This is a genomic window from Cedecea sp. NFIX57, from assembly GCF_900177785.1.
GTDB classification, from domain to species: Bacteria; Pseudomonadota; Gammaproteobacteria; order Enterobacterales; family Enterobacteriaceae; genus Cedecea; species Cedecea neteri_C.
Genome location: NZ_FXAS01000023.1, coordinates 1 through 22,507 on the forward strand (window position 1 = coordinate 1; position 22,507 = coordinate 22,507).

Annotated in this window: 20 protein-coding genes; 9 read left to right on the forward strand and 11 right to left on the reverse strand. The window is 57.2% G+C overall.

The genetic code is table 11. The features are described 5' to 3' along the window. Positions 1–214: 214 nt before the first annotated feature. The 5 genes from B9Y90_RS18245 to B9Y90_RS18265 all read right to left on the reverse strand — a co-directional run bounded on the left by B9Y90_RS18245 (position 215) and on the right by B9Y90_RS18265 (position 5,325). Positions 215–748, reverse strand: a complete 534-nt coding sequence (locus B9Y90_RS18245) for a hypothetical protein (protein ID WP_085542113.1) — start codon at positions 746–748, stop codon at positions 215–217. 308 nt (positions 749–1,056) lie between these two features. Beyond that, entirely contained in the window at positions 1,057–1,716 is a 660-nt protein-coding gene (locus tag B9Y90_RS18250) for a methionine ABC transporter permease (RefSeq protein ID WP_085542114.1), read from the reverse strand. Then, the gene (sfbB, locus tag B9Y90_RS18255; protein WP_085542115.1) at positions 1,709–2,725 is read right to left on the reverse strand and encodes a virulence-associated ABC transporter ATP-binding protein SfbB; all 1,017 of its coding nucleotides are present in this window, start codon (positions 2,723–2,725) and stop codon (positions 1,709–1,711) included. The genes B9Y90_RS18250 and sfbB overlap by 8 nt, the downstream gene beginning before the upstream one ends. A gap of 55 nt (positions 2,726–2,780) precedes the next feature. Beyond that, entirely contained in the window at positions 2,781–3,617 is an 837-nt protein-coding gene (locus B9Y90_RS18260; RefSeq protein WP_039305463.1) for a MetQ/NlpA family ABC transporter substrate-binding protein, read from the reverse strand. A gap of 229 nt (positions 3,618–3,846) precedes the next feature. After that, positions 3,847–5,325 (reverse strand): MFS transporter, encoded by a 1,479-nt coding sequence (locus B9Y90_RS18265; protein ID WP_085542116.1) that lies wholly within the window; start codon positions 5,323–5,325, stop codon positions 3,847–3,849. Between the two features lie 116 nt (positions 5,326–5,441). On the opposite strand from B9Y90_RS18265, the gene B9Y90_RS18270 reads away from it, so the two are divergent. Continuing rightward, complete coding sequence (locus tag B9Y90_RS18270) at positions 5,442–6,455, forward strand: helix-turn-helix domain-containing protein (protein ID WP_085542117.1); 1,014 nt, start codon at positions 5,442–5,444, stop codon at positions 6,453–6,455. 66 nt (positions 6,456–6,521) lie between these two features. On the opposite strand, the gene B9Y90_RS18275 is transcribed toward B9Y90_RS18270, so the two are convergent. The 3 genes from B9Y90_RS18275 to ybbA form a co-directional block, all read right to left on the reverse strand. Beyond that, positions 6,522–7,673 (reverse strand): porin, encoded by a 1,152-nt coding sequence (locus B9Y90_RS18275; RefSeq protein ID WP_039295931.1) that lies wholly within the window; start codon positions 7,671–7,673, stop codon positions 6,522–6,524. Between the two features lie 220 nt (positions 7,674–7,893). Next, positions 7,894–10,308, reverse strand: a complete 2,415-nt coding sequence (gene ybbP, locus B9Y90_RS18280; protein WP_085542118.1) for a putative ABC transporter permease subunit YbbP — start codon at positions 10,306–10,308, stop codon at positions 7,894–7,896. Then, positions 10,305–10,991 carry a putative ABC transporter ATP-binding protein YbbA gene (ybbA, locus tag B9Y90_RS18285; protein ID WP_085542119.1) on the reverse strand — a complete coding sequence of 229 codons (687 nt, stop codon included), beginning with the start codon at positions 10,989–10,991 and terminating at the stop codon, positions 10,305–10,307. Before ybbA ends, ybbP begins: the two co-directional genes overlap by 4 nt. Between ybbA and tesA the strand changes: the two genes are divergently transcribed. The 3 genes from tesA to B9Y90_RS18300 all read left to right on the forward strand — a co-directional run bounded on the left by tesA (position 10,959) and on the right by B9Y90_RS18300 (position 13,344). Beyond that, complete coding sequence (tesA, locus tag B9Y90_RS18290; protein ID WP_085542150.1) at positions 10,959–11,582, forward strand: multifunctional acyl-CoA thioesterase I/protease I/lysophospholipase L1; 624 nt, start codon at positions 10,959–10,961, stop codon at positions 11,580–11,582. The two genes, ybbA and tesA, sit on opposite strands and share 33 nt — an antisense overlap. Before the next feature lie 77 nt (positions 11,583–11,659). Next, a complete protein-coding gene (locus tag B9Y90_RS18295) occupies positions 11,660–12,430 on the forward strand; it encodes an SDR family oxidoreductase (RefSeq protein WP_085542120.1) in 771 nt (256 codons plus the stop codon). 59 nt (positions 12,431–12,489) lie between these two features. Beyond that, positions 12,490–13,344 (forward strand): co-chaperone YbbN, encoded by an 855-nt coding sequence (locus B9Y90_RS18300; protein WP_039295942.1) that lies wholly within the window; start codon positions 12,490–12,492, stop codon positions 13,342–13,344. Positions 13,345–13,384: 40 nt separating this feature from the next. Here the strand turns inward: B9Y90_RS18300 and cfa are convergent, their stop codons facing one another. Then, positions 13,385–14,536 carry a cyclopropane fatty acyl phospholipid synthase gene (gene cfa / locus B9Y90_RS18305; RefSeq protein WP_085542121.1) on the reverse strand — a complete coding sequence of 384 codons (1,152 nt, stop codon included), beginning with the start codon at positions 14,534–14,536 and terminating at the stop codon, positions 13,385–13,387. Between the two features lie 242 nt (positions 14,537–14,778). On the opposite strand from cfa, the gene B9Y90_RS18310 reads away from it, so the two are divergent. Together B9Y90_RS18310 and B9Y90_RS18315 are read left to right on the forward strand one after the other, a co-directional pair. Continuing rightward, entirely contained in the window at positions 14,779–15,693 is a 915-nt protein-coding gene (locus tag B9Y90_RS18310; RefSeq protein WP_039297096.1) for an SPFH domain-containing protein, read from the forward strand. Then, complete coding sequence (locus B9Y90_RS18315; RefSeq protein ID WP_085542122.1) at positions 15,690–16,136, forward strand: NfeD family protein; 447 nt, start codon at positions 15,690–15,692, stop codon at positions 16,134–16,136. Before B9Y90_RS18310 ends, B9Y90_RS18315 begins: the two co-directional genes overlap by 4 nt. Here B9Y90_RS18315 and cueR read toward each other — a convergent pair. After that, the gene (gene cueR / locus B9Y90_RS18320; RefSeq protein WP_008460239.1) at positions 16,133–16,543 is read right to left on the reverse strand and encodes a Cu(I)-responsive transcriptional regulator; all 411 of its coding nucleotides are present in this window, start codon (positions 16,541–16,543) and stop codon (positions 16,133–16,135) included. The two genes, B9Y90_RS18315 and cueR, sit on opposite strands and share 4 nt — an antisense overlap. A 107-nt stretch (positions 16,544–16,650) precedes the next feature. Between cueR and copA the strand changes: the two genes are divergently transcribed. The 3 genes from copA (at position 16,651) to ybaK (ending at position 20,748) form a co-directional block, all read left to right on the forward strand. After that, complete coding sequence (gene copA, locus B9Y90_RS18325; RefSeq protein ID WP_085542123.1) at positions 16,651–19,155, forward strand: copper-exporting P-type ATPase CopA; 2,505 nt, start codon at positions 16,651–16,653, stop codon at positions 19,153–19,155. Between the two features lie 104 nt (positions 19,156–19,259). Further along, positions 19,260–20,060, forward strand: a complete 801-nt coding sequence (locus B9Y90_RS18330; protein ID WP_085542124.1) for a TraB/GumN family protein — start codon at positions 19,260–19,262, stop codon at positions 20,058–20,060. 208 nt (positions 20,061–20,268) lie between these two features. After that, positions 20,269–20,748 (forward strand): Cys-tRNA(Pro)/Cys-tRNA(Cys) deacylase YbaK, encoded by a 480-nt coding sequence (gene ybaK / locus B9Y90_RS18335; RefSeq protein WP_008460244.1) that lies wholly within the window; start codon positions 20,269–20,271, stop codon positions 20,746–20,748. Between the two features lie 3 nt (positions 20,749–20,751). On the opposite strand, the gene ushA is transcribed toward ybaK, so the two are convergent. Continuing rightward, positions 20,752–22,404 (reverse strand): bifunctional UDP-sugar hydrolase/5'-nucleotidase UshA, encoded by a 1,653-nt coding sequence (gene ushA / locus B9Y90_RS18340; RefSeq protein ID WP_039295954.1) that lies wholly within the window; start codon positions 22,402–22,404, stop codon positions 20,752–20,754. Between the last annotated feature and the right edge of the window lie 103 nt (positions 22,405–22,507).

Here is a 22,507-nt window from a genome sequence, read left to right on the forward strand (position 1 = left end):
AAAAGGTTCGCCATTTTATGAAAACAGCCAGTCCATTCCCGGGTGGCCGACATGGTCTCGCAAAAGTGTAGCGGTATTAGGAACAGCTATTTAGCAGTAATTTAATGCACGTAATGTTCGCATTGACGGTTTTAACAATTGCCGACTTCCACTTCTCGCTTCCCCAACAAACCGCCTCCCCTACCAAGGGAAGGCGGCCATGAAACCTAAAACATCAATGAACCAAATTCAAAGCCCCGCCGGGAATCATCGCCAACCCACCATCCAATGAGTGAACAAACCTTGGCGCTTTTAAATCTTCGGCCAGCACAACGATCAGCTCATACAGTAGCCCGGTAATCTGCTGCCTTTGCTCCGGGGATTCTTGTTGATTCAGCAGGACGATGGTTAGCGCCACGCAGTACTCGCGGAGCGGTTCGGAGTCTGTTGCCATCGGGTTGTAGCAGATGCTGGCTTCACTCTCTTTGAGCGTCAGCTTCTCTATCAGGTAGTCCGGCAGCGGGGCTTTGAGCACGCTTTTCAGAACTTCCAGCCCGGCGAGCTGGCGACCACAGAGCGCCATGCGTTCCGTTTGATTTTTGTTTTCAAGCAAATGCTCGGCGTATTGCTCACAGATATCGAGCACCTGGAAGAGATCCATCGCTGCGCCCTGCGGCTTTTCTAACAAGGTTGCGATATCGCCCGCAAATGCCGGGTCGTGGGGGGTGATTTCAGGGCGAGCCTGTGTGGTACTATCTTCGTTAGCCATGCTGTTACTCCTATTAACGGTTTTGGTCAGCCCCCGTCTGGTGTTCCACCACCCTTCGGGGGCGCTTCTTTCTCCGGCTTTGACCGGGTTTATCTCTTGCTCATCCCTCCGATCATACTGGATGGCTGCACAGTAACCCAGATGAAAAATCAGACAGATTGGCAAACTTCGAGGCGGCTCGCAGGAATAATGAAACGCTATAGAAAATTACAGCCTGGAGACTTATCAGGGAGAAAGCCGCCGGGAAATGAACCTCTCCAGCAGCTAAAAATCATGCTGGCCGAACAAACGCCCGGCCAGAAAGAAGGTTAATGCCTGTCACGCTTGTCCGCGCGTTTGGCGAGATAGTCGCCCAACATTTGCACGATTTGCACCAGCACAATCAGCGCCACAACCGTGACCACCATGACCTGGGTTTCGTAGCGGTAATAGCCGAAGCGGATCGCGAGGTCACCCACGCCGCCGCCGCCGACAATCCCCGCCATCGCCGAGTAGCCGATCAGGCTGACCAGGGTTATGGTTAACCCGCGCAGCAAACCGGCGCTGGCTTCCGGCAGCAGCACGGTGCAGATGATGCGCATCGGGCTGGCACCAAAGGCTTCTGCCGCTTCAATAATGCCTTTGTCCACTTCCCGCAGCGCGCCGTCCACCAGGCGGGCGTAAAACGCAATCGCCGCCACCGACAGCGGTACAGACGCCGCAATCGGCCCGATCGTGTTGCCGAGCAGGAACTGCGTCAGCGGCAACAAGAGCACCAGCAGAATGACGAACGGCACCGAGCGCACGATATTCACCAGCACCGAGCTGATGATGTTCAGCGAGCGGTTCTGCCAGAACAGGTTGCGGTCGGTCACGAAGATCAAAAAGCCCAGCGGCAGGCCGCCGATGATCGCCAGCAGCGTGGAAATGCCCAGCATCTGGAAGGTTTCGCCAAAGGCAATCGTCAGGTCCGCGACTAAATCATCCATTCAGCACCTCCACACAGGCCGTATGTTTCCGAATATGGTCGATGGCATCCCCCACCGCCGCCGGGTTGCCGGGCGCGGTGATCGCCACCACCAGAATGCCCAGCGCGCGGTCGCTGATGTACTCAATTTTGCCGTGCAGAATGTTCACCGCCACGCCGTATTTCACCGCCGCGAAGGAGAGCACCGGCTGTTCGGCCGAGTCGCCGACGAACATGATTTTCAGCAGCGCGCCGCGCATGTTGTCGAGCAGGCGCACCGGCAGCGTCAGGTTCAGCGTGTGGGACACCAGCTGGCGGGTAAATTCATGCTGCGGATGCGCGAAGATGTCGAACACCTCGCCGGACTCCACCACTTCCCCGCCGGACATCACCGCCACGCGGTCGCAAATCGTCTTGATCACGTTCATCTCGTGGGTGATCAGCACGATGGTGATCCCCAGTTGCTGGTTGACCTTCTTCAGCAGCGCCAGAATGGTGGCCGACGTTTCCAGATCCAGCGCGGAAGTCGGTTCATCACAGAGCAAAACATCCGGGTGGTTAGCGATGGCGCGCGCAATGCCCACCCGCTGTTTCTGCCCGCCGCTCAGCTGCACCGGGTAGCGGTTCGCTTTGTCGGCCAGGCCCACCAGCTCAAGAATTTCGGCCACACGCGGGCCGATTTTACTGCGTTCCCAGCCCGCGGCTTTGAGGCTGAACGCCACGTTCTGCCTGACCGTCCGGGTGTGCATCAAATTGAAGTGCTGGAAAATCATGCCGATGCGCTGGCGCGCTTTGCGCAGTTCGGCCCCCTGTAGCGCGGTGATCTCAGTCCCACCTATTTTTACGCTTCCCTCACTCGGGCGCTGGAGCGCGTTCAGGGTGCGCAATAAAGTGCTTTTCCCGGCTCCGCTGGTGCCGACAATGCCAAAAATCTCCCCCGCACCAATGTGCAGCGAAACATCGTTCACCGCCCGGCTGGTCTGGCTCCGGCCCGTGGGGAAGTCCACGCAGACCTTTTCAATCTCAATCATGACAACCTCAAATCAGCGACAAAAGGCAGGCATCCCGCCTGCCCGCTTTGCTCTATTACTTTTTATCTGCGGCAACCATCCAGTCCGGTTTCTGGAAGGCGTTGAAAATATTCTGCGGATCGTCGATCGCTTTTTCGTAGGCCGGGGATTTCACGGTCTCCACGATGTCTTTGGCGAACGGTTTATCCGCATCTTCGGCACGCACCGCAATGATATTTTTGAGGTTCTCGTCCAGGTGTTCCTGTTTGAGCGCGGAAGAGAGTTTTAGCCCGGCGGCAATGGCAAAGTTACCGTTGACCAGCGCGGCGCTGGCGCTGTCCAGCGTGCGCGGCAGCTGTGCGGCTTCCAGCGATTTAAACACCAGGCCTTTCGGGTTGGTGGCGATATCGCGCTCGGAGGCTTTGGTCGGGTCAATGTTCTCTTTGATGGTGATAAGCTCCATCGACTGCAGGAAGCGCAGCCCACGGGCGAGGTTGGTCGGGTCGTTAGACAGGGTGACAATATCGCCCTTCTTCAGCTCGTCCAGGCTTTTGACTTTATGGGAATAAATGCCCATCCCGGCGGTTGGCACGGTGATCAGTTTCGCCAGCTTGAGGTTTTTGTCGGCGGTGAATTTGTCGAAGTACAGCGAGTGCTGGAACAGATTGGCGTCGATGCTGCCGTTGGCCAGCGCCATGTTGGGCTGCACGTAGTCGCTGAACTCGCGCACCACGACTTTATAGCCTTTCTCTTTTAGCGACGGGGCGATGGCCTGTTTGACCATATCGCCGTATGGCCCCGGCGCTACGCCGAAGACGATGGTGTGCGGGTCGCTGTTGGCCTGCGCAAACTGCAGGCCGCTGGCCAGAAGTAAAGCGCCGGTCGCCACGCGCCAGCCGAAATGATTTCCCATGGGTATTCTCCCTTACAGAATGATGTGTGGTGTCCTGAGGCGAGCCTCTTTCACGGGCCGCTTACTAAGTCGTTGATCCAACTGGACAGAATAAGATGGCACATTCCGTTAACAGGGTTAATTGAAAATATTTCATCTTGCTCGCGGGAGAAGGCGCGGCGGGCATGAGCCAAGCTTTTGCGAATAACGACAATGCAAAGCGGAAAACCCGCTTTGCATTAGGATGAGCTTAATCAGCGCAGGATGCCGCCCGTTTGCGCTTAACGTTTGTTTTGACATTGAACAGCAAATAACTCGCCAGCGACAAACAGCCCACGCCCACAGCGCCGTAGGCCAGCACGCCGGAAAAACCGTTATTCAGCGCCTGAATAATCATGTCGCTGCTGAGCGTGGCTCTGGTGCCGCCAGCTATTTGTTCTGCCAGGGCATATCTTTCGCTCACGCTGTCGATATGGCTCTGTAAGCTTTCGGCTATCCCCGCCACCAGCAGGCTCCCCATTAACGCAATATTGATGGCAAGCGTAATTAAGCGCGAACTGATATCAATCCCGGAAGCCATGCCCACGCGGTTAGCGCCCACGGAGCCGGTGGTGGTGTTGGTAACCGGGGTATTGATTAACCCCAGCGCCATGCCTGAGAGTACTGCGCCGGGCAGCAAACTGACTTGATAGATGACGCCCAGCCTCATCAGCACAAATCCCAGGCCAATAGCAAACAGCCCCAGCGGGATGATGCGTGCGGCCCCATAGCGCAGCACGAGCTTTTCGCCGACCGGCGGCATTAATAGCGTGGGCAAGGTGTAGGCCAGCAGCGCCATGCCGGTCTCCATAATGCTGTAGCCCTTCCCTATCTGGTAATAAACCGGCAGATAAATCATCAGCGGCCAGAAGCTGAAATTCATCCCCATAGATCCCATCAGCGCGCCGGAGAAAGGCCTGATCCGAAAGACGGAGAAATCAAACATCGGATGCGGGTGGCGCAGCTCAATAATGACGAACAGCGCCAGGCTGATAAACGTGCCCAGCAGGATGAGCTGGGCTTCATGGCTGGTCCAGCCGATGTTCCCGCCCTGGGTGATGAGCCAGGTCGCCCCCACCACGCCCACGCTCAACGTCATCAGGCCAGCGACATCCAGCGGTTTCGTGGTGTTTTCCCGCGACTCGACGACGTTTTTCAGCGTCAGGGCGAGGGTGAGGAGCGCAATAACGCCGTGGATCAGAAATACCCATTGCCAGCTAAACCACGCCTCCAGCACGCCGCCGATGACGGGGCCAAAGCCCAGTCCAAAACCAAATGTGATCCCCCAGGCGGAAAACGCCCGGCTGCGCGCTTTTCCTGCCGGAAACTGAACCGACAGGATGGCAATCAGGCTGGTTAACATCGCCCCGCCGCTCAGTCCCTGCAAAAAGCGCCCCACAATAAGCCATTCCGGCGTCCGGGACAGACCACAGAGGATCGACGTCAGGCCAAACCCAACAATGCTGATAATAAAAATACGCTTGCGGCCATATTTATCCGCCAGCGTCCCCGTGGCCATCAGCACCGCCGTGCAGGAGAGCGTGTAAGCATTCATGATCCACTGCAGTTCACGGAAATTGGCCTGCATCTGCTTTTCCAGCACCGGCAGGATGACCGGGACGCTGGATATTTCCAGGCCCGACATCAACGCGGCTAAACAAACCGCCATCAGCGCTAAGAGATTTTTCATACTGATTTCCTGCAAAACGTTAAGAAGGTGCCAGCATGAAAGATTCCGGGTGGAGTAGAAATCGACGCTCCGGTCAGATATCGTCAAGATCGTGCCATTTTAGAGACTAGACGACCATGCCAGGCATCTCTCCAGATCAAGACCGTACTTTTAGACCGAAAAATCGACGGCTGGTTGTGCTGGCCTACCAGTGCCTCTGCACTTTTGAGTTCGGGATTGCCGTCGAAGCTTTTGGCCGCGTGGATGAAGTGCTCGGCCAGCCTCTCTATGACTTGCGCGTCGCATCGTTAGAAAAGGGCGTTTTTGACGCTCAGGGCGGCGTGCGTTTAGTGGTGGATGGCGGACTGGAGCTGCTGGAAGACGCCGGGACAATTGTCATCCCCGGCTGGCGAAATGTTTTTGAACCGGCCCCTGAGCCGCTGATTGCCGCCTTACAACGCGCCCATAAAACCGGTTCCCGCATAGTGTCGATTTGCGCCGGCAGTTTTATTCTCTGCGAAACAGGATTACTGGACGGCAAGCGAGCCACCGCCCACTGGAACAGCACCGAGATCCTCGCGAGCAGGTTCCCTGCGGTGCAGGTGGAGCACAGCATGATCTACGTCGATGAAGGCAGCCTGATCACTTCCGCAGGCGGCGCTGCTGGAGTCGATCTCTGCCTGCATCTTATTCGTCGTGATTACGGGATTGAAATCGCCAACCGGACTGCACAGCGCATGATTACGCCCCCTTTACGGGAAGGCAGCCAGGCACAGTGGGTCCAACAGCCCGTTCCTAAACGCAGCACCAAAAGTCTGGCGCCGTTGCTGGACGACTTGCGCCACCATCTCAATGCGCCCCTGGTGATTGAACAGTTAGCCAGGCAAGCGGGCATGAGTCGCCGCACCTTCATCCGCCGGTTCAAAGATGCCACCGGCACCACGCCGGGCGAGTGGATGCTCAGCCTCCGGCTGGAAAAGGCTTGTGCGCTGCTGGAAAGCGAGAAACTCAGCATTGACCAGGTGGCAGAACAGTCTGGATTCGGCTCTGCGGAAACACTCCGGCATCATTTCAGGCTGCGTTTTAAAACCACGCCCACACAGTGGCGCAAAGCCTTCAAGGCCCGAACATGCTTACCCGTTTCTGAATAGATAAAAAATAAGGCAGGAAACGCTGAATGAGGCGGGCAGCAAGGCTGCCACCCGCCAGAGGCACGATTAGAAATCGTAGCGCAGACGAACCAGGTTCATGTCGCCCAGGTTGTCGGTGCTGGAGGTGAAGACGTGCTCGTAGTCCACCTGGAAGCCGTAATCCAGCTTGAAGCTCACGCCCACACCGTTGTCGATGCGCTGGTAGCTGCGGCCGGTCACGTACTGCAGACGGTCACCCATGAAGTATGGCTGTACGGATTTCACCGCGTACTGGCCAACCGGGATGGTGTAACCCGCGAAGTACTCGATGCCCCACGCGTCGCCGGAGAAGTAGTTGTTCACGTCTTTCAGCTTGGTGGTCAGGAAGTTCTGATACCAGCCGCCGCCGAAGCTGAACGTCCAGTTGTCCGGTTTCCAGCTCAGCGCCGTACCGTAGATGTTCTGGTTGTAAGACTTGCTGTCGCCGTCGTTCGGGTTACGCATGTCGGCACGGGTGTAGTTCCATGCGGTACCCCAGGTCAGGTCTTTGGTGATGTGGTAATCCACGCCCAGAGAGCCGCCGCCTTTACGCTTGTAGCGCATGCCGTTGGTGGCACGGATGTCGTGATCTTCAAACAGGTAAGAAGCGTACACGTCCGCATCGCCGAAGGTGTTTTTGTACTTCAGCATGTTGCGGGAACGGTAAGAACCGTCGTAGTCGCCGTTCATGCCGTTACCTGGAGCCTGACCGATCATGTCGTAGTCCCAGATATCGGTTTTCGCGCCAACCACATCATAGTAGATGCTGTTTTGCTGGCCGTAGGTCAGCTGACCCCAGGTTTTGCTTTTCAGGCCGGTGTACAGCATACGGCGAGTGGTATTGTTCGCGCCTTCTGCATAGTGGTTATCCCACTCGAAGACTGCCGGAATATTCACGCCCAGCTCGTAATAGCTGATCCAGCTAATATCATCGAACAGATAATAATCAGCTGCGAAGCGGAAACGGGTGCCGCCATCAAAGCCATTACGTTTGTAAGAGCCTTTATCGCCGTCGCCGGACATCATATTAAACTGTGGACGAATACTGCCGCCCACGGTGAAATTGAGGCGGCTGAGCGGGTTACCGGCCTGCGGATCTTGCTTCAGGACGGTGATTTCTGCGTTAGCAGCGAAAGATGCCATACCTGCAAGCAGGCCAGCCCCAATCAGTAATGGTAAAGCGCGCAAATTTGCTTTCATGTGGATCCCTAGTAACCATATTTATTATAAGCGGGGGCATATTAACGCTTATTAAGTCCGATTTCTGAAGGATTTTTATTAATTCGTGCGGTTATCTATCAGTATTTTCTTAATAGATATTAAAAAAACATCAATAAATGCAGAAAATATGTCCTAACGCAATAAATAGCGAAATATAACAAAGTTTATAGCGATAGCCGGGCATCCCTGCCCGACCTCCTCAGACGACAAACTGGCGGAACAGCGCCTTCCCTTTCAGTAACCGAACGCCCAGCCAGCCGCCGCAAAGCGACAGCAATACCGCCCCGGTGACCGGCAGCACGATCCACAGGCGCAAATCCGGCTCCCACGGGAAATCGAACACGCGTGTTTGCAGTACGCCAAGCGCCGTTTCCGCGCCGATGGCCGCCACCAGGCCGGACACCAGCCCCAGCACGGCAAACTCGCACCACAGCGTGGTTCTGAGCAGCTTTTTACCTGCGCCCAGCGTGCGGTAAACCACCAGTTCCTGATGGCGCTGCCGCATACCCACCTGCACCTGAGCCAGCAACAGCAGCAGGCCACAGGCAGTCACCAGCACCACCATCACCTCAAGCGCGCGGCTGACCTGCTCCAGCACCTGGCCGATTTGTTTCAGGATGGCCCCAATATCCAGCAAGCTGACGGTCGGGAACTCACGGTTAAGCTGGGTCAGCAGGCCGTTATTCCCCTCCCAGCGGAAGCTGGTGAGCCAGCTCTGCGGCTGCCCGTCCAGCGCGCCCGGCGGGAAGATAAAGTAGAAGTTTGGCCGCAGGCTTTCCCAGTCCACTTTGCGCAGGCTGGTGACCTTCGCGGTAAAGTCCTGGGTATCGCCCATAAAGGTCACGCTGTCGCCGAGTTTAATGTTCAGGCGTTTCGCCACGCCGTCGTCCATCGACACTTCCCCGGCCTTCGGCGGCCAGCTTCCCGCCAGGATAGGGTTATGATCCGGCTTCTGGCTCTGCCAGGTCAGGTTCAGCTCGCGGTTCAACGCCTCATCCGGGTTGCCCTCGGTGGACTGGCCGTTAATCGCCGTCATGCGCGCCCGCACAATGGGATAGAACGACTCCGGGATCACCTGATGGTCGGCAAGGAAGGTTTTCACCGGCTGAACCTGCTCCGGCGCAATGTTCACCAGGAAGTAGTTCGGGCTTTCCGGCGGCAACTGCTGCTGCCATCTGTCCAGTAAATCGCCCCGCAGCACTAACAGCAATGCCAACAGCATAAACGACAGCGAGAACGCCGCCAGTTGGCTGAGCGTCGCCCACGGCTGGCGCAGCAGGCGGTTAACCGCCAGACGCAGGGCCAGGTTTTTCAGCGTCAGCTTTTTCAGCAGCTTCAGGACGCCCCAGCCGACAAGGCCACACAGCGCCGCGAGCACCAGCGTGCCCGCCAGCACCGCCCACAGCAGCGAACTACCCCCCATTAGCAACGCCAGCAGCAACACCACCACCACGCTGATAACTGGCAAATAAATTTTCAGCGGCCAGACGTTGGCCACGGCGTCACGGCGCAGGACGCGCAATGGCTGAGTGGCCAGCAGTAACCGATACGGACGCAGCCCCACCAGCACGGAGATTGTCACCATCGCGCCAATAGCCCACACCCACGGCCACAGGCTCGCTGGCGGCAGCGCGGCAGGCAGCACCGGCTTCAATAGTTGCATCAGCGCGGCTTCGAACAGCAGCCCAACGGCACCTCCGGCAATGGCCGAGAGCACCAGCACCATCAGCCACTGGCCGATAATCAGTTTACGCATCGCCGCCCTGCCCGCGCCCAGCGTTTTCAGGATCGCCACCAGGTCATAGCGGCTGCGGCAGTAATGGCTCATCGCCACGGCAATCGCGGCCACGGCCAGCAGCAATGTCAGCAGGGCGGAAAGCAGCAGGAACTGCTGAGAACGCTCCAGGGATTTGCCCAGCGCACCTTCGTCCTGCTCCATGCCGATCCAGCGCTGCTCCGGCTTCAGCTTCGGCAGCAGGTAGTTTTCATACTGCAGCAGTTGCTGAGGGTTGCCGCCAAACTTGTAGCGCCAGCTAATGCGGCTGCCCGGCTGCACCGCCCCGGTTTTCTCAACGTCAGCCAGGTTCATCATCAGACGCGGCGCAATCTGGAACGGGTTAAACCCGGCGTCCGGCTCCTGAATCACCTGCCCGACAATACGCAGCGTGGCGTCGCCCACGTCAATGTTGTCGCCCACTTTCAGGTTGAGCAACGCCAGCAGGCGCGGCGCAAGCAGCGCGGTGCCCGGCTCAGGCTTCAGGCCCGGCGGGTTGGTTTCCAGCTCGCCGTACATCGGGTACACGCCGTCGACCGCTTTCACATCAGCCAACTGAGGCGTATCCCCGGCAAAAGTCATGGTGGCGAAGCTCAGCTGTTTGCCGACCTTTAAGCCATCACTTTGGGCCTGAGTCAGCCATTCGTCCGGAACGGCGCGGGCGCTGCGCAACGTCCGGTCGCCCGCCATATACTCGCGGCTTTGCTGGCTGAGGCCTTTTTCCATTCTGTCGCTGATGCTGCCAAGCGCCAGCACGCAGGCCACCGCCAGGCTAAGCGCCAGCCAGACAATCAGCAGCGAGGGAGAGCGCCACTCGCGCCAGAACCAGCGGGCTATCATGCTTCCTCCCACAGTTTGCCTTCGCGCAGCCGCAGCCGACGGTCGCAGCGTGCCGCCAGCTGTTCATCGTGAGTGACGAGGATCAGCGTGGTGGCGAAATCACGGTTGAGGGAAAACAGCAGGTCGGCAATGCGGTCGCCGGTTTGCCTGTCGAGGTTACCGGTGGGTTCATCGGCAAACAGCACGCCCGGCTTACCGTTAAACGCGCGAGCCAGCGCCACGCGTTGCTGCTCGCCCCCGGAGAGTTGGGCTGGCAGGTGATCGAGGCGTTTACCTAAGCCCAGTTGTTCCAGCAGCGCTTTGGCCTGCACCCGGCTGGCCGAGCTGTTTTCACCTCGCAGCAGCGAAGGAAGCTCCACGTTTTCCAGAGCATTAAGGGTGGGCACCAGCATAAAGGACTGAAACACAAAGCCGACGTTCTTTGCACGCAGTGCCGCCCGGGCCTCTTCATCCATGCTGTGCAGCGGCTGCCCGCAAAGGTGGACCTCGCCGTCCGTGCCGTCATCAAGCCCGGCCAGAATCGCCAGCAACGTGGACTTGCCCGATCCTGACTCGCCAATCAGGGCGATGGTTTCGGCCGGTTTGACAACCAGCTCAACTCCGGTAAGGATGGAAAGCTCGTGTTCACCCTGACCCACGGACTTACTAAGATGATGAACTTCAACAATGTTTTCCGCTGGCATTTGCCCTTCCTGTTTCTGGCTTTGATGACTTTCCGCGCCGCTGCGGCGGACACGTTATTGATTTTAGGCGATAGCCTGAGCGCCGGTTACCGTATGGCGGCCACCAGCGCCTGGCCCGCTCTGCTGGATGCCAAATGGCAACCGCAGGGTACAAAAGTTGTGAATGCGAGCATCAGCGGCGATACCGCAGCGCAGGGTCTGGCTCGCCTGCCGGCGCTGTTAAAACAGCACCAGCCCCGCTGGGTTTTAGTGGAGCTTGGCGGTAACGACGGCCTGCGCGGATTCCAGCCTCAGGATGTTGAAAAAACCCTTAACCAGGTTATCACCGACGTGAAAGCCGCCAATGCCCAACCGCTGCTGATGCAAATTCGCCTGCCCGCCAACTACGGACGCCGCTATAATGAGGCGTTTAGCGCTATTTATCCGCAGCTTGCCAAAGCGTTTGATATCCCTTTGCTCCCGTTCTTTATGGAGGAGGTGTATCTGAAACCGCAATGGATGCAGGATGACGGCATTCACCCTAATCGGGATGCTCAGCCGTTTATCGCCGACTGGATGGCGACGCGGCTGACTCCGTTACTCTCTAAATAACCGGCGCTGCCGCGTCAGACATGACGAGATAGTTAAACACGACTGACCAATAATCGGGGCGCCCTTCGGGTAAAGTTATGCAAAAATCGGTTTTAATTACAGGTTGCTCCAGCGGGATTGGCTTAGCCAGCGCGCAGGAGTTACAGAAGCTTGGCTATAACATTCTCGCCGCCTGCCGCAAACCGGCCGATGTAGAGCGCATGAATCAGCTTGGGTTTACCGGCATTGAACTCGATCTTGATGATGCGGAAAGCGTCCAACGCGCCGCCGCCGAAGTGATTGCCATCACCGGCAACCGCCTGTACGGGCTGTTTAATAACGGAGGTTACGGCGTGTATGGCCCGCTGAACGCCATTTCCCGCGAACAGCTTGAACAGCAATTCTCCACCAACTTCTTCGGCACGCACCAGCTCACCATGCTGCTGCTGCCGGCCATGCAGCCTCATCAGGAAGGCCGCATCGTGATGACCAGCTCGGTGATGGGGCTGATTTCCACGCCGGGGCGCGGGGCTTATGCCGCCAGTAAATACGCGCTGGAAGCCTGGTCCGACGCGCTGCGCATGGAGCTTCGCCACAGCGGGATTAAAGTCAGCCTGATTGAACCGGGGCCAATCCGCACCCCTTTTACCGATAACGTCAATCAAACCCAAAGCGACAAGCCGGTAGAGAATCCGGGGATTGCCGCACGGTTTACCCTCGGCCCGGAAGCGGTGGTAGCGAAAGTACGCCATGCTTTTGAAAGCCCAAGGCCGAAGCTACGCTACCCGGTGACCGTGGTGACTCACGTGATTACCGTGCTGCGCCGCCTGCTGCCAGCGTGCGCAATGGACAAAATTTTACGGAGCTGAGTTGAAGTCCCGGCCTCAGCCCCCATGTAAAAAAACAAATGCTTAACAGAGAATCGCCCATGTCCGCAGAAAACATTATCAACATTACCGAAGCGAACCTGCACCAGACGCTGGAACAGTCCATGGCTAAACCCGTGCTGTTTTATTTCTGGTCTGCCCGCAGCCAGCATTGCGAGCAGCTCACGCCGGTGCTGGACAAGCTCGCAGCCCAATACAACGGCCAGTTTATTCTCGCTAAAGTTGACTGCGACGCCGAGCAAATGGTGGCTTCGCAGTTTGGCCTGCGCTCTATTCCTACCGTCTATCTGTTCCAGAATGGTCAGCCGGTGGACGGTTTCCAGGGGCCGCAGCCGGAAGAAGCGATTCGCGCCCTGCTCGACAAAGTGCTGCCGCGTGAAGAAGAGCTGAAAGCCCAGCAGGCCGTAGAGCTGATGCAGGAAGGCAAGCACGCCGAAGCCCTGCCGCTGCTGAAAGATGCGTGGCAGCTGTCCGGTCAGAACAGCGAAATTGGCCTGCTGCTGGCGGAAGTGCAGATTGCCCTGAACCGCAGCGAAGACGCCGAAGCGGTGTTGAAAACCGTGCCTCTGCAGGACCAGGACACCCGCTATCAGGCGCTGGTTTCCCAGATTGAACTACTGAAACAAGCCGCCGACACGCCGGAAATTCAACAGTTGCAGCAGCAGGTGCAAAACGAGCCGGACAACGCCCAGCTTGCCAGCCAGCTCGCGCTGCAGCTGCATCAGGTTGGCCGGAACGAAGAAGCACTGGAGCTGCTTTATACCCACCTGAAAAAAGACCTGGGTGCCGCCGACGGCCAGGCACGCAAAATGATGATGGAGATTCTGGCCGCACTGGGCACCGGCGACGCGCTGGCGTCTAAATACCGCCGTCAGATTTATGCATTGATGTATTAATCAGTGAGAACGAAAAAGGCCGGATATTCCGGCCTTTTGTTTATCGGTAAACGCGGATCCCGCCGTCCACTCCATTCGGGCTCAGCAGCACCTGCCAAAGCTGAATATTCCTCGCGCGAAATGCGCCCGCGCAGGCGTTCAAATAATAACTAAACATCCGCTTAAACCGCTCGTCATAATTACGCGAAATATTAGGCCAGCAGCGGAGGAAATTATCGTACCAGGCCATCAGCGTTCTGTCGTAATCCGCCCCGATATTGTGCCAGTCTTCCATAATGAAATGTTTTTCACTGGCGCTGGCAATGTGGCGCACCGAGGGCAAACAGCCGTTAGGGAAGATGTATTTGTTGATCCAAGGCTCGACGTTTAAATCCGTTTCATTCGAACCAATGGTATGCAGCAAAAACAGGCCATCAGGTTTTAAATTGCGGGCAGCAACTTCAAAATAGGTATTGTAGTTTTTAGGCCCAACGTGCTCGAACATACCCACGGAAACAATGCGATCAAATTTGCTGTTGAGGTCGCGATAATCCTGCAGCAGGATCTCCACGTCCAGGCCCCGGCAGCGATCCTGAGCCATTTTTTGCTGTTCGGCCGAAATAGTCACACCGACGACGGAAACCCCATATTCCTGCGCCGCATACTGTGCCAGCCCGCCCCAGCCGCAGCCGATATCCAGCAGCTTCATGCCCGCTTTGAGCTGCAGTTTTTCGCAGATCATATGCAGCTTGTTACGCTGAGCTTCTTCCAGATTGCCCGCGTCTTTCCAGTAGCCGCAGGAATATTGCATATACGGATCGAGCATCGCCGCAAACAGATCGTTACCGATATCGTAATGCTCTTTGCCAACTATCCAGGCGCGTTTGCGAGACTGCAAATTAAAAACTCTGGCCCCGGCAATACGCAGCAGGTCGGAAAAGTGTTTTGGCATTTTGCTGTCCAGGCCGTGGCGCAAAATATGGGTAAATAAAATGTCCAGCCGGTCGCAGTCCCACCAGCCGTCCATATAGCTTTCTCCAAGGCCGAGAGAACCTTCCTGTAATATTCGCTTGAAGAAGTCTGGATTGTTCACCCGAATATCTGCCGGGCCGTTGCCGTCAATATCAATCGCCATGGGTGAAATTAATTCTTCCACGATTTTCTGCCAGCGGTTGTTATTCGCCTGATGCTGCTCAGCTATTATTGTTCCCATTGCTTCCTCACCGGGATAAGTGTTCTTGCCGAATACCGCCCGCCCGATAGCGCGAGCTGCCGAAGCATCCGATACTACGCCTGCTGGCACCATGCGTGAAATGAACTTAATCCATGAAAATCATTCCATTAAGGAATAATAAAAGGGAAAGCAGCAATTAATTCTCATCGGGCACGGGGATGTTGCTGAATGTTTCAGGTTAAGCGGTTAGACTGAATGCAAAACAAACAGGAGGTTTTTTAATGCTTATCGTGATCCCCGTATTAATTCTCGTGGCGCTGGTGATTGTGGCGGCCGGGGTAAAAATCGTGCCCCAGGGCTTCCAATGGACCGTTGAACGCTTTGGCCGCTACACCAACACCCTGATGCCGGGCCTGAATCTTGTGGTGCCGTTTATGGATCGCGTGGGCCGCAAAATCAATATGATGGAACAGGTGCTCGACATCCCTTCTCAGGAAGTCATTTCCAAAGACAACGCCAACGTCGCCATTGACGCCGTGTGCTTTATTCAGGTGGTTGACGCCCCTCGCGCTGCCTATGAAGTCAGCAACCTTGAGCTGGCGATCATCAACCTGACGATGACCAACATCCGTACCGTGCTCGGCTCGATGGAGCTGGATGAAATGTTGTCCCAGCGCGACAACATCAATACCCGCCTGCTGCACATCGTCGACGAAGCCACCAACCCGTGGGGCATTAAAATCACCCGTATCGAAATCCGTGACGTGCGCCCACCGGCTGAGCTGATTGATGCGATGAACGCCCAGATGAAAGCCGAGCGTACCAAGCGCGCCTATATTCTTGAGGCCGAAGGGATCCGCCAGGCGGAAATCGTCAAAGCCGAAGGTGAGAAGCAGTCGAAGATCCTGAAAGCTGAGGGTGAGCGTCAGTCTGCGTTCCTTGAGGCGGAAGCCCGCGAGCGTAGCGCCGAAGCAGAAGCACGCGCCACGCAGATGGTGTCCGAAGCTATCGCCAAAGGGGATATTCAGGCGGTGAATTACTTCGTGGCCCAGAAATACACCGACGCGCTGCAGCAAATTGGGTCGGCCAACAACAGTAAAGTGGTGCTGATGCCGCTGGATGCCTCCAGCCTGATGGGCTCCATCGCCGGGATCAGCGAACTTATCGCCCAGAGCGGCACCGAGCGTAAAAAATGATCGACAGCATTCTCGCGCATCCACACGTCTTCTGGCTTGCGCTTGGCGGACTGCTGCTGGCGGCGGAGATGCTAGGTGCCAGCGGCTATCTGCTGTGGAGCGGCGTGGCGGCAGTGATCACCGGCCTGCTGGTCTGGCTGCTGCCGCTTGGCTGGGAAACACAGGGCGTTTGCTTTGCCCTGCTGACGCTGGTCGCCGCCTTTCTCTGGTGGCGCTGGCTGTCCAGCCGCAAGCAACAAATTCCGGGTGAAGTGCTGAATCAGCGCGGGCAGCAGCTGGTTGGCCGCCGCTTCCGCCTGGAAACCGCTCTGGTCAACGGCCGGGGGCATGTTCGCGTGGCCGACAGCAGCTGGCCTGTGACCGCCGATGAAGATCTCCCGGCGGGCTGTGAGGTAGTGGTACTGGCCGTGGAAGGCATTACGCTCAAAATTAAAGCGGTTTAGTTTATCTCGTGGCGATGGCAGCAGCCGGAAAGATTGTCGATGATCGGGCAATCGGCGCTGTCATCGCCCGGGCAAGCCTCTGCCAGCGTCAGCAAATGCTGGCGCATATTCTGCAGCTCAATAATGTGCCGCTCGATATCCGCGACCTTCTGCAAGGTGCGGGCTTTTACGTCCGCGCTGTGCCGGGCCGGATCGTTAAACAGGCTTACCAGCTCTTTGCACTCTTCCAGATTAAATCCGACCTGACGGGCCTGGCGCAGCAGCGTCAGCTCATCCAGATGCTTTTGCGTATAGCTGCGGTAGCCGTTGTCGGCGCGAAACGGCGGCGTGACCAGCCCTTTCTCTTCGTAAAAACGAATCGCCTTGCTGGTTAGCCCGGTTTTTTTCGCCACATCGCTAATATTCATTTTTGCTCCTTGACCTTCCCCTTGATGGAAGGTTTAACCTCTTTCATAGTTAACCGAATCATCCTTTCGGTCAATATTTCACCTCACCATCATACAGGAGTCTTGCGATGTCACACATTGTGGATCTGAATCTGGATGGCCTGACCTGCGGCCATTGTGTTAAACGCGTCAAAGAGAGCCTCGAACAGCGTGCGGACGTTGAGCAGGCTGAAGTCACCCAAACCCACGCCCGCGTCACCGGCAGCGCCACGCCGGAAGCGTTAGTGGAAACTGTCCAACAAGCGGGATACGGCGCAGAAGTCGCCAGCCACCCAAAGGCTGAACCGCTGGCAGAGTCATCAACTCCGTCGGAAGCACTGACAGCGGTCGCCCCTTCGCTTCCGGCAGCGTCTACCGACGATGACAGCCAGCAGCTGTTGATCAACGGTATGAGCTGCGCCAGCTGCGTCTCCCGGGTGCAAAATGCCTTACAAAATGTACCGGGCGTCAGCCAGGCACGGGTTAACCTTGCGGAGCGCAGTGCGCTGGTGATGGGCACCGCCTCCGCAGAATCGCTGGTCAAAGCCGTGGAAAGTGCCGGTTACGGTGCCGAAGCGATCGAAGACGATCAGAAACGCCGCGAGCGCCAGCAAGAAACGGCGAACGCCGCCATGAAGCGCTTCCGCTGGCAGGCGATTGTCGCCCTCGCCGTCGGGATCCCGGTGATGGTCTGGGGCATGATCGGCGACAACATGATGGTCACCGAGAGCAACCGCTCCCTGTGGCTCACCATCGGTATTATTACCCTTGCGGTGATGGTCTTTGCCGGCGGTCATTTTTACCGTAGCGCCTGGCGTAGCCTGATGAACCGTGCAGCTACCATGGACACGCTCGTCGCTCTCGGCACCGGCGCGGCCTGGCTCTATTCGATTACCGTGAATATCTGGCCACAGCACTTCCCGATGGAAGCCCGCCACCTCTACTACGAGGCCAGCGCGATGATCATCGGCCTGATAAACCTCGGCCATATGCTGGAACAACGCGCCCGTCAGCGCTCTTCTAAAGCCCTTGAACGCCTGCTGGACTTAACGCCGCCGACCGCGCGAGTGGTGACGGAAGAAGGCGAAAAAACGCTGCCGCTGGCGGAAGTCACCGCCGGAATGACGCTGCGCCTGACTACCGGCGACCGGGTGCCGGTTGACGGTGAAATTACCCAGGGTGAAGCCTGGTTCGACGAAGCGATGCTGACCGGCGAACCGGTGCCGATGCAAAAATCAAACGGCGATGGCATTCACGCCGGTACCGTAGTGCAGGACGGCAGCGTGCTGTTCACCGCCACCGCCACCGGCAGCCACACCACACTGTCGCGTATTATCCGCATGGTTCGCCAGGCGCAGAGCAGCAAGCCGGAAATCGGCCAGCTTGCCGATAAAATTTCTGCCGTATTTGTGCCGGTCGTCGTCGCTATCGCGCTGATCAGCGCCGCCATCTGGTACTTCGTCGGCCCTGCACCGCAAATTGTTTATACCCTGGTCATTGCCACCACGGTGCTGATTATTGCCTGCCCTTGCGCCCTGGGCCTTGCCACGCCGATGTCGATTATTTCAGGCGTGGGCCGTGCCGCCGAGTTTGGCGTTCTGGTTCGTGATGCCGATGCCCTGCAGCGCGCCAGCACGCTGGATACCGTGGTCTTTGACAAAACGGGCACGCTGACCGAAGGCAAACCGCAGGTGGTGGCCGTGGAAACCCGTTCCGGCGTGGATGAGGTACAAGCGATACGCCTTGCAGCCGCGCTTGAGCAGGGTTCAAGCCACCCGCTGGCTCGCGCCATTATTGAAAAAGCAGGCAGTTCATCGCTGCCGGAAGTGGCGTCGTTCCGTACTTTGCGCGGGCTTGGCGTCAGCGGTGATGTGGACGGGCACAAACTGCTGCTGGGCAACAAAGCGTTGCTCGACGAGCAGGGTGTGGACACTCAGCCGCTTGCCGACAGCATTGATGCTCAGGCTCGCCTGGGCGCAACCCCGGTGCTGCTGGCGGTAGACGGCCAGCTCATGGCGCTGTTAGCCATACGCGACCCGCTTCGCAGCGACAGCGTCAGTGCGCTCCAGCGCCTGCACCGCAACGGCTACCGCCTGGTTATGCTCACCGGCGATAACCCGGTGACCGCCAATGCGATTGCCAAAGAAGTTGGCATTGATGAGGTGATTGCGGGCGTGCTGCCGGACGGTAAGGCTGATGCTATCAAGCAGCTGCAGCAGCAGGGCCGCCAGGTGGCGATGGTAGGTGACGGCATTAACGATGCCCCGGCGCTGGCTCAGGCCGAGGTGGGGATTGCGATGGGCGGCGGCAGCGACGTCGCCATTGAAACCGCTGCCATAACCCTGATGCGCCACAGCCTGGTGGGCGTTGCCGATGCGCTGGCCATTTCCAAAGCCACGCTGCGGAACATGAAGCAAAACCTGATGGGAGCCTTCGTGTATAACTCGCTTGGCATTCCGATTGCCGCGGGCGTGCTCTACCCGCTGACCGGCACGCTGCTCAACCCGGTGGTTGCCGGTGCCGCAATGGCGCTGTCTTCCATCACCGTGGTCAGCAACGCCAACCGCCTGTTGCGCTTTAAACCGAAAGACTAGTCTCTCTGCGGCCTTCCCTTCTCCTTTTGAGCGGAAGGCCGACTTTTTCCTTTCCCCTTCCAGCCCAGGACGTTAGCATGGCTTTTTAGCCAGGGAATCGCGATATGGGTTTGTTCCAACGTCTTAGCGCACTGCTTTCCAGCCTGGCAGCCTCTACTTATCCCTGGCCTGCCCTTGATATCACGCTCCCCGGCAAGCGCTATTTGCACCTCGTGGGCAGCATTCATATGGGCACCCGGGACATGGCTCCGCTTTCCGCCCGCCTGGTGGACAAACTTCGCGCTGCAGATGCGCTGATCGTCGAGGCGGATATCCGCTCCGGCGATTCGCCGTTCAGCGAAATAGCGGAGGACATCGAACTGGAGGCGCGTCTGGCTCCCGACGATTACCAGCAGGTGCTGAGCCTGTGCAGCGAATTAGGTATTTCACTGAGCAGTATTGAGCGCCAGCCCGCCTGGCAGGTGGCGTTGATTTTACAGGCGCATCAGGCCCAGCGCCTTGGCCTTCGCCCTGACTACGGTATCGACTATCAGTTGCTGGAAGCCGCGCAGCGCTACGGCGTGCCAGTCACCGAGCTTGAAGGCGCACAAAGCCAGATAGAGTTATTGAAGGGGTTACCTGAGGGCGGGCTGCCGCTGCTGAACGACACGCTGGAACACTGGCACACCAACGCGCGGCTGCTACAGATCATGATTGGCTGGTGGCTGGAAACGCCGCCGCAGCAGGGCAATATTGCGCTGCCGAACACCTTTGGCGATGCGCTATATGACGTGTTGATGCATCAGCGAAACCGCCAGTGGCAGACGTTTCTACAACAGCTGCCCGCCGGGCGCTATGTGGTTGCGGTGGGGGCATTGCACCTTTACGGCGAAGGTAACCTGCCAGAAATGCTGAAAAAAGGGTAAAAAAATGGCCAATATTTCTATTGGCCCGTCAAAGAGGAATTTCATTTATTATTCTGTTTATCCCGGCTGCCGAAGCAACCGAAGCTGAATTGTCGCTCAATGTGATGGTTTACGCCATCACTATTGTGTAGCGCTATATTACTCGTCAAGTATATCACTATGATTACTATTTTGTGCGTTTTCAAAACAACGAATAAAGAAGGAAACCATGACTCCCGCGGTAAAACTCCTCGAAAAAAACAAAATCAGCTTTCAAATTCATGCCTATGAGCACGATCCGCTGGAAACCAACTTTGGCGACGAAGTGGTCCGTAAGCTGGGGCTGAATGCCGACCAGGTATATAAAACGCTGCTGGTGGCGCTGAATGGCGACATGAAACACCTGGCCGTGGCGGTGACGCCGGTTGCCGGGCAGCTTGACCTGAAAAAGGTCGCTAAGGCGCTGGGCGTGAAGAAAGTTGAAATGGCGGACCCGATGGTCGCCCAGCGGATCACCGGTTATCTGGTGGGCGGCATCAGCCCGCTGGGGCAGAAAAAACGCCTGCCGACGGTGATTGATGCCCCGGCACAAGAGTTTGCCAGCATCTACATTTCCGGCGGCAAGCGCGGGCTGGATATCGAGCTCGCGGCAAGCGATCTGGCGAAGCTGCTGGATGCCAGCTTCGCCGATATCGCCCGCCGCGATTAACGCTTAGTTCCAGCTTACCTCGCCCTTAGGTTGGTAAGCATTTACGTCGAGCGGGGAGTTCTGTTCGATGTACTGTTTCAGGACTTCCGCATCGACAAACCCGGTGTTGACGTAGCCCGGCTTTTTATCGATTTCCGGGTAACCGTCGCCGCCGGTGCCGTTGAAACTCAGCGTCGCCATGCGGTAGGTTTTGGCCGGATCAATCGGCTGGTCTTTGATTTTCAGGTTGCTCAGCTTGCCGCCGGTAGAGGTGAAGCTGACGTTAGAGAACTGCGGGTAAGCCCCGGAGTCCGGCGTTTTCTGCGCCACCGCCGTCAGGTATTCCTCAACGTCTTTACCGTTCATATCGATATAAACCACGGTGTTGCCGAACGGCTGCACCTTGAGCACATCTTTATAGGTAATATTCCCGGCTTCGATAGAATCACGCACGCCACCGCCGCTCATCACCGCAAAGTCCGCGCTGGTGCGCGCCATCTGTGCCGCCAGCAATACACGCGCCAGGTTGGTCTGCACAAAGCGCACTTTGCTGCGGTCCCCTTCCAGATGCCCGTTTACGCTGCCCACTTTCACCTTCAGCGCGGCCTGGCCTTTGTTCTGGAACGGCGTCAGCAGGGAAAGCATCTGCTGATTTTCGGCGATTTCTGGCGTGTAAAGTACGCGCTCACTTTGCCCGTTATCGTAGGTGATTTTCTTTTTCAGATTGATGGGGATCAGCTGATAGTGCACCAGCTTCATCTCGCCGTTACGGAACTCAAAATCTGCCCGCCCGACGTATTTCCCCCACTCATGCGCCTGCACAATCCAGGTGCCATTTTGTCTGTCCGGCGCGCACGGCGTACCCGGCACATAATCTTTCTGCTTCTGGTTTTCCTGCGCCATGCAGACCGGATCCTGTGAGTGACCACCCACAATCATCGTCAACGCGCCTTCCGGCAGACTTCTTGCCATTTCAACATCGCCCGGCGCATTTGAGCCGTGGTTGCCGTTATCGTAATGGCCCATGTGGGTCGCGGCGATAATCACGTCCGGTTTTTCGGTGCCCTGCAGCTCCTGGATCACCAGTTTGGCTTCCTCTGCAGGTTTGCGGAATTCGATGTCGGTGAAGTATTCCGGGTTGCCGATTTTAGCCGTATCGTCGGTGGTCAGGCCGATAACCGCCACTTTAATGCCCTGAGGTTTAAAAATCGCGTAGGGCTTAAACAGGCGCTCACCGGTGCTTTTTTGATAAATGTTGGCGGACAGCAGCGGGAACTTCGCCCACTTTTCCTGCTGGCGCAGCACGGACAGCGGATTGTCGAATTCGTGGTTGCCGACGGCCATGGCGTCATAGCCAATCAGGCTCATACCGCGAAAGTCTGGTTCAGCATCCTGCAGGTCTGATTCCGGCACGCCGGTGTTGATATCGCCGCCGGATAACAACAGCACGCTGCCGCCTTCTGCCGCGACTTCTTTACGCACGCTGTCTACCAGCGTTTTTTGCGCAGCCAGGCCGTACTCAGAGTACTCATTGCGCCAGAAATGACCGTGATGATCGTTAGTATGAAGAATGGTAATTTTATAGGTCTTGTCTTTTTCCCAGGCCAGCGCTGAAGCGCTGGTTAAACTCAATGCCACAAGCAGCGCCGTGGTTATTGTTTTAGCAGCAAACCGCATTGCAAATCTCCATGTCAAAATGTAACTGCGCAGAAATAACAGATAGCTATCAGGATAGACAGCTATCTTTTCCGAAATGCGACTTTCTTCAAATCCCCTGCGC

Bases quoted from the DNA above. Each gene is read 5' to 3' on its own strand.
- B9Y90_RS18265 (WP_085542116.1), bottom strand. From the start codon at position 5,325: ATGAAAAATCTCTTAGCGCTGATGGCGGTTTGTTTAGCCGCGTTGATG.
- ybbA (WP_085542119.1), bottom strand. From the start codon at position 10,991: ATGCCAGCGGAAAACATTGTTGAAGTTCATCATCTTAGTAAGTCCGTG.
- tesA (WP_085542150.1), top strand. From the start codon at position 10,959: ATGATGAACTTCAACAATGTTTTCCGCTGGCATTTGCCCTTCCTGTTT.
- copA (WP_085542123.1), top strand. From the start codon at position 16,651: ATGTCACACATTGTGGATCTGAATCTGGATGGCCTGACCTGCGGCCAT.
- B9Y90_RS18250 (WP_085542114.1), bottom strand. From the start codon at position 1,716: ATGGATGATTTAGTCGCGGACCTGACGATTGCCTTTGGCGAAACCTTC.
- B9Y90_RS18330 (WP_085542124.1), top strand. From the start codon at position 19,260: ATGGGTTTGTTCCAACGTCTTAGCGCACTGCTTTCCAGCCTGGCAGCC.
- B9Y90_RS18270 (WP_085542117.1), top strand. From the start codon at position 5,442: ATGCCAGGCATCTCTCCAGATCAAGACCGTACTTTTAGACCGAAAAAT.
- cfa (WP_085542121.1), bottom strand. From the start codon at position 14,536: ATGGGAACAATAATAGCTGAGCAGCATCAGGCGAATAACAACCGCTGG.
- cueR (WP_008460239.1), bottom strand. From the start codon at position 16,543: ATGAATATTAGCGATGTGGCGAAAAAAACCGGGCTAACCAGCAAGGCG.
- B9Y90_RS18310 (WP_039297096.1), top strand. From the start codon at position 14,779: ATGCTTATCGTGATCCCCGTATTAATTCTCGTGGCGCTGGTGATTGTG.
- sfbB (WP_085542115.1), bottom strand. From the start codon at position 2,725: ATGATTGAGATTGAAAAGGTCTGCGTGGACTTCCCCACGGGCCGGAGC.
- ybaK (WP_008460244.1), top strand. From the start codon at position 20,269: ATGACTCCCGCGGTAAAACTCCTCGAAAAAAACAAAATCAGCTTTCAA.
- B9Y90_RS18245 (WP_085542113.1), bottom strand. From the start codon at position 748: ATGGCTAACGAAGATAGTACCACACAGGCTCGCCCTGAAATCACCCCC.
- B9Y90_RS18300 (WP_039295942.1), top strand. From the start codon at position 12,490: ATGTCCGCAGAAAACATTATCAACATTACCGAAGCGAACCTGCACCAG.
- ybbP (WP_085542118.1), bottom strand. From the start codon at position 10,308: ATGATAGCCCGCTGGTTCTGGCGCGAGTGGCGCTCTCCCTCGCTGCTG.
- ushA (WP_039295954.1), bottom strand. From the start codon at position 22,404: ATGCGGTTTGCTGCTAAAACAATAACCACGGCGCTGCTTGTGGCATTG.
- B9Y90_RS18260 (WP_039305463.1), bottom strand. From the start codon at position 3,617: ATGGGAAATCATTTCGGCTGGCGCGTGGCGACCGGCGCTTTACTTCTG.
- B9Y90_RS18315 (WP_085542122.1), top strand. From the start codon at position 15,690: ATGATCGACAGCATTCTCGCGCATCCACACGTCTTCTGGCTTGCGCTT.
- B9Y90_RS18275 (WP_039295931.1), bottom strand. From the start codon at position 7,673: ATGAAAGCAAATTTGCGCGCTTTACCATTACTGATTGGGGCTGGCCTG.
- B9Y90_RS18295 (WP_085542120.1), top strand. From the start codon at position 11,660: ATGCAAAAATCGGTTTTAATTACAGGTTGCTCCAGCGGGATTGGCTTA.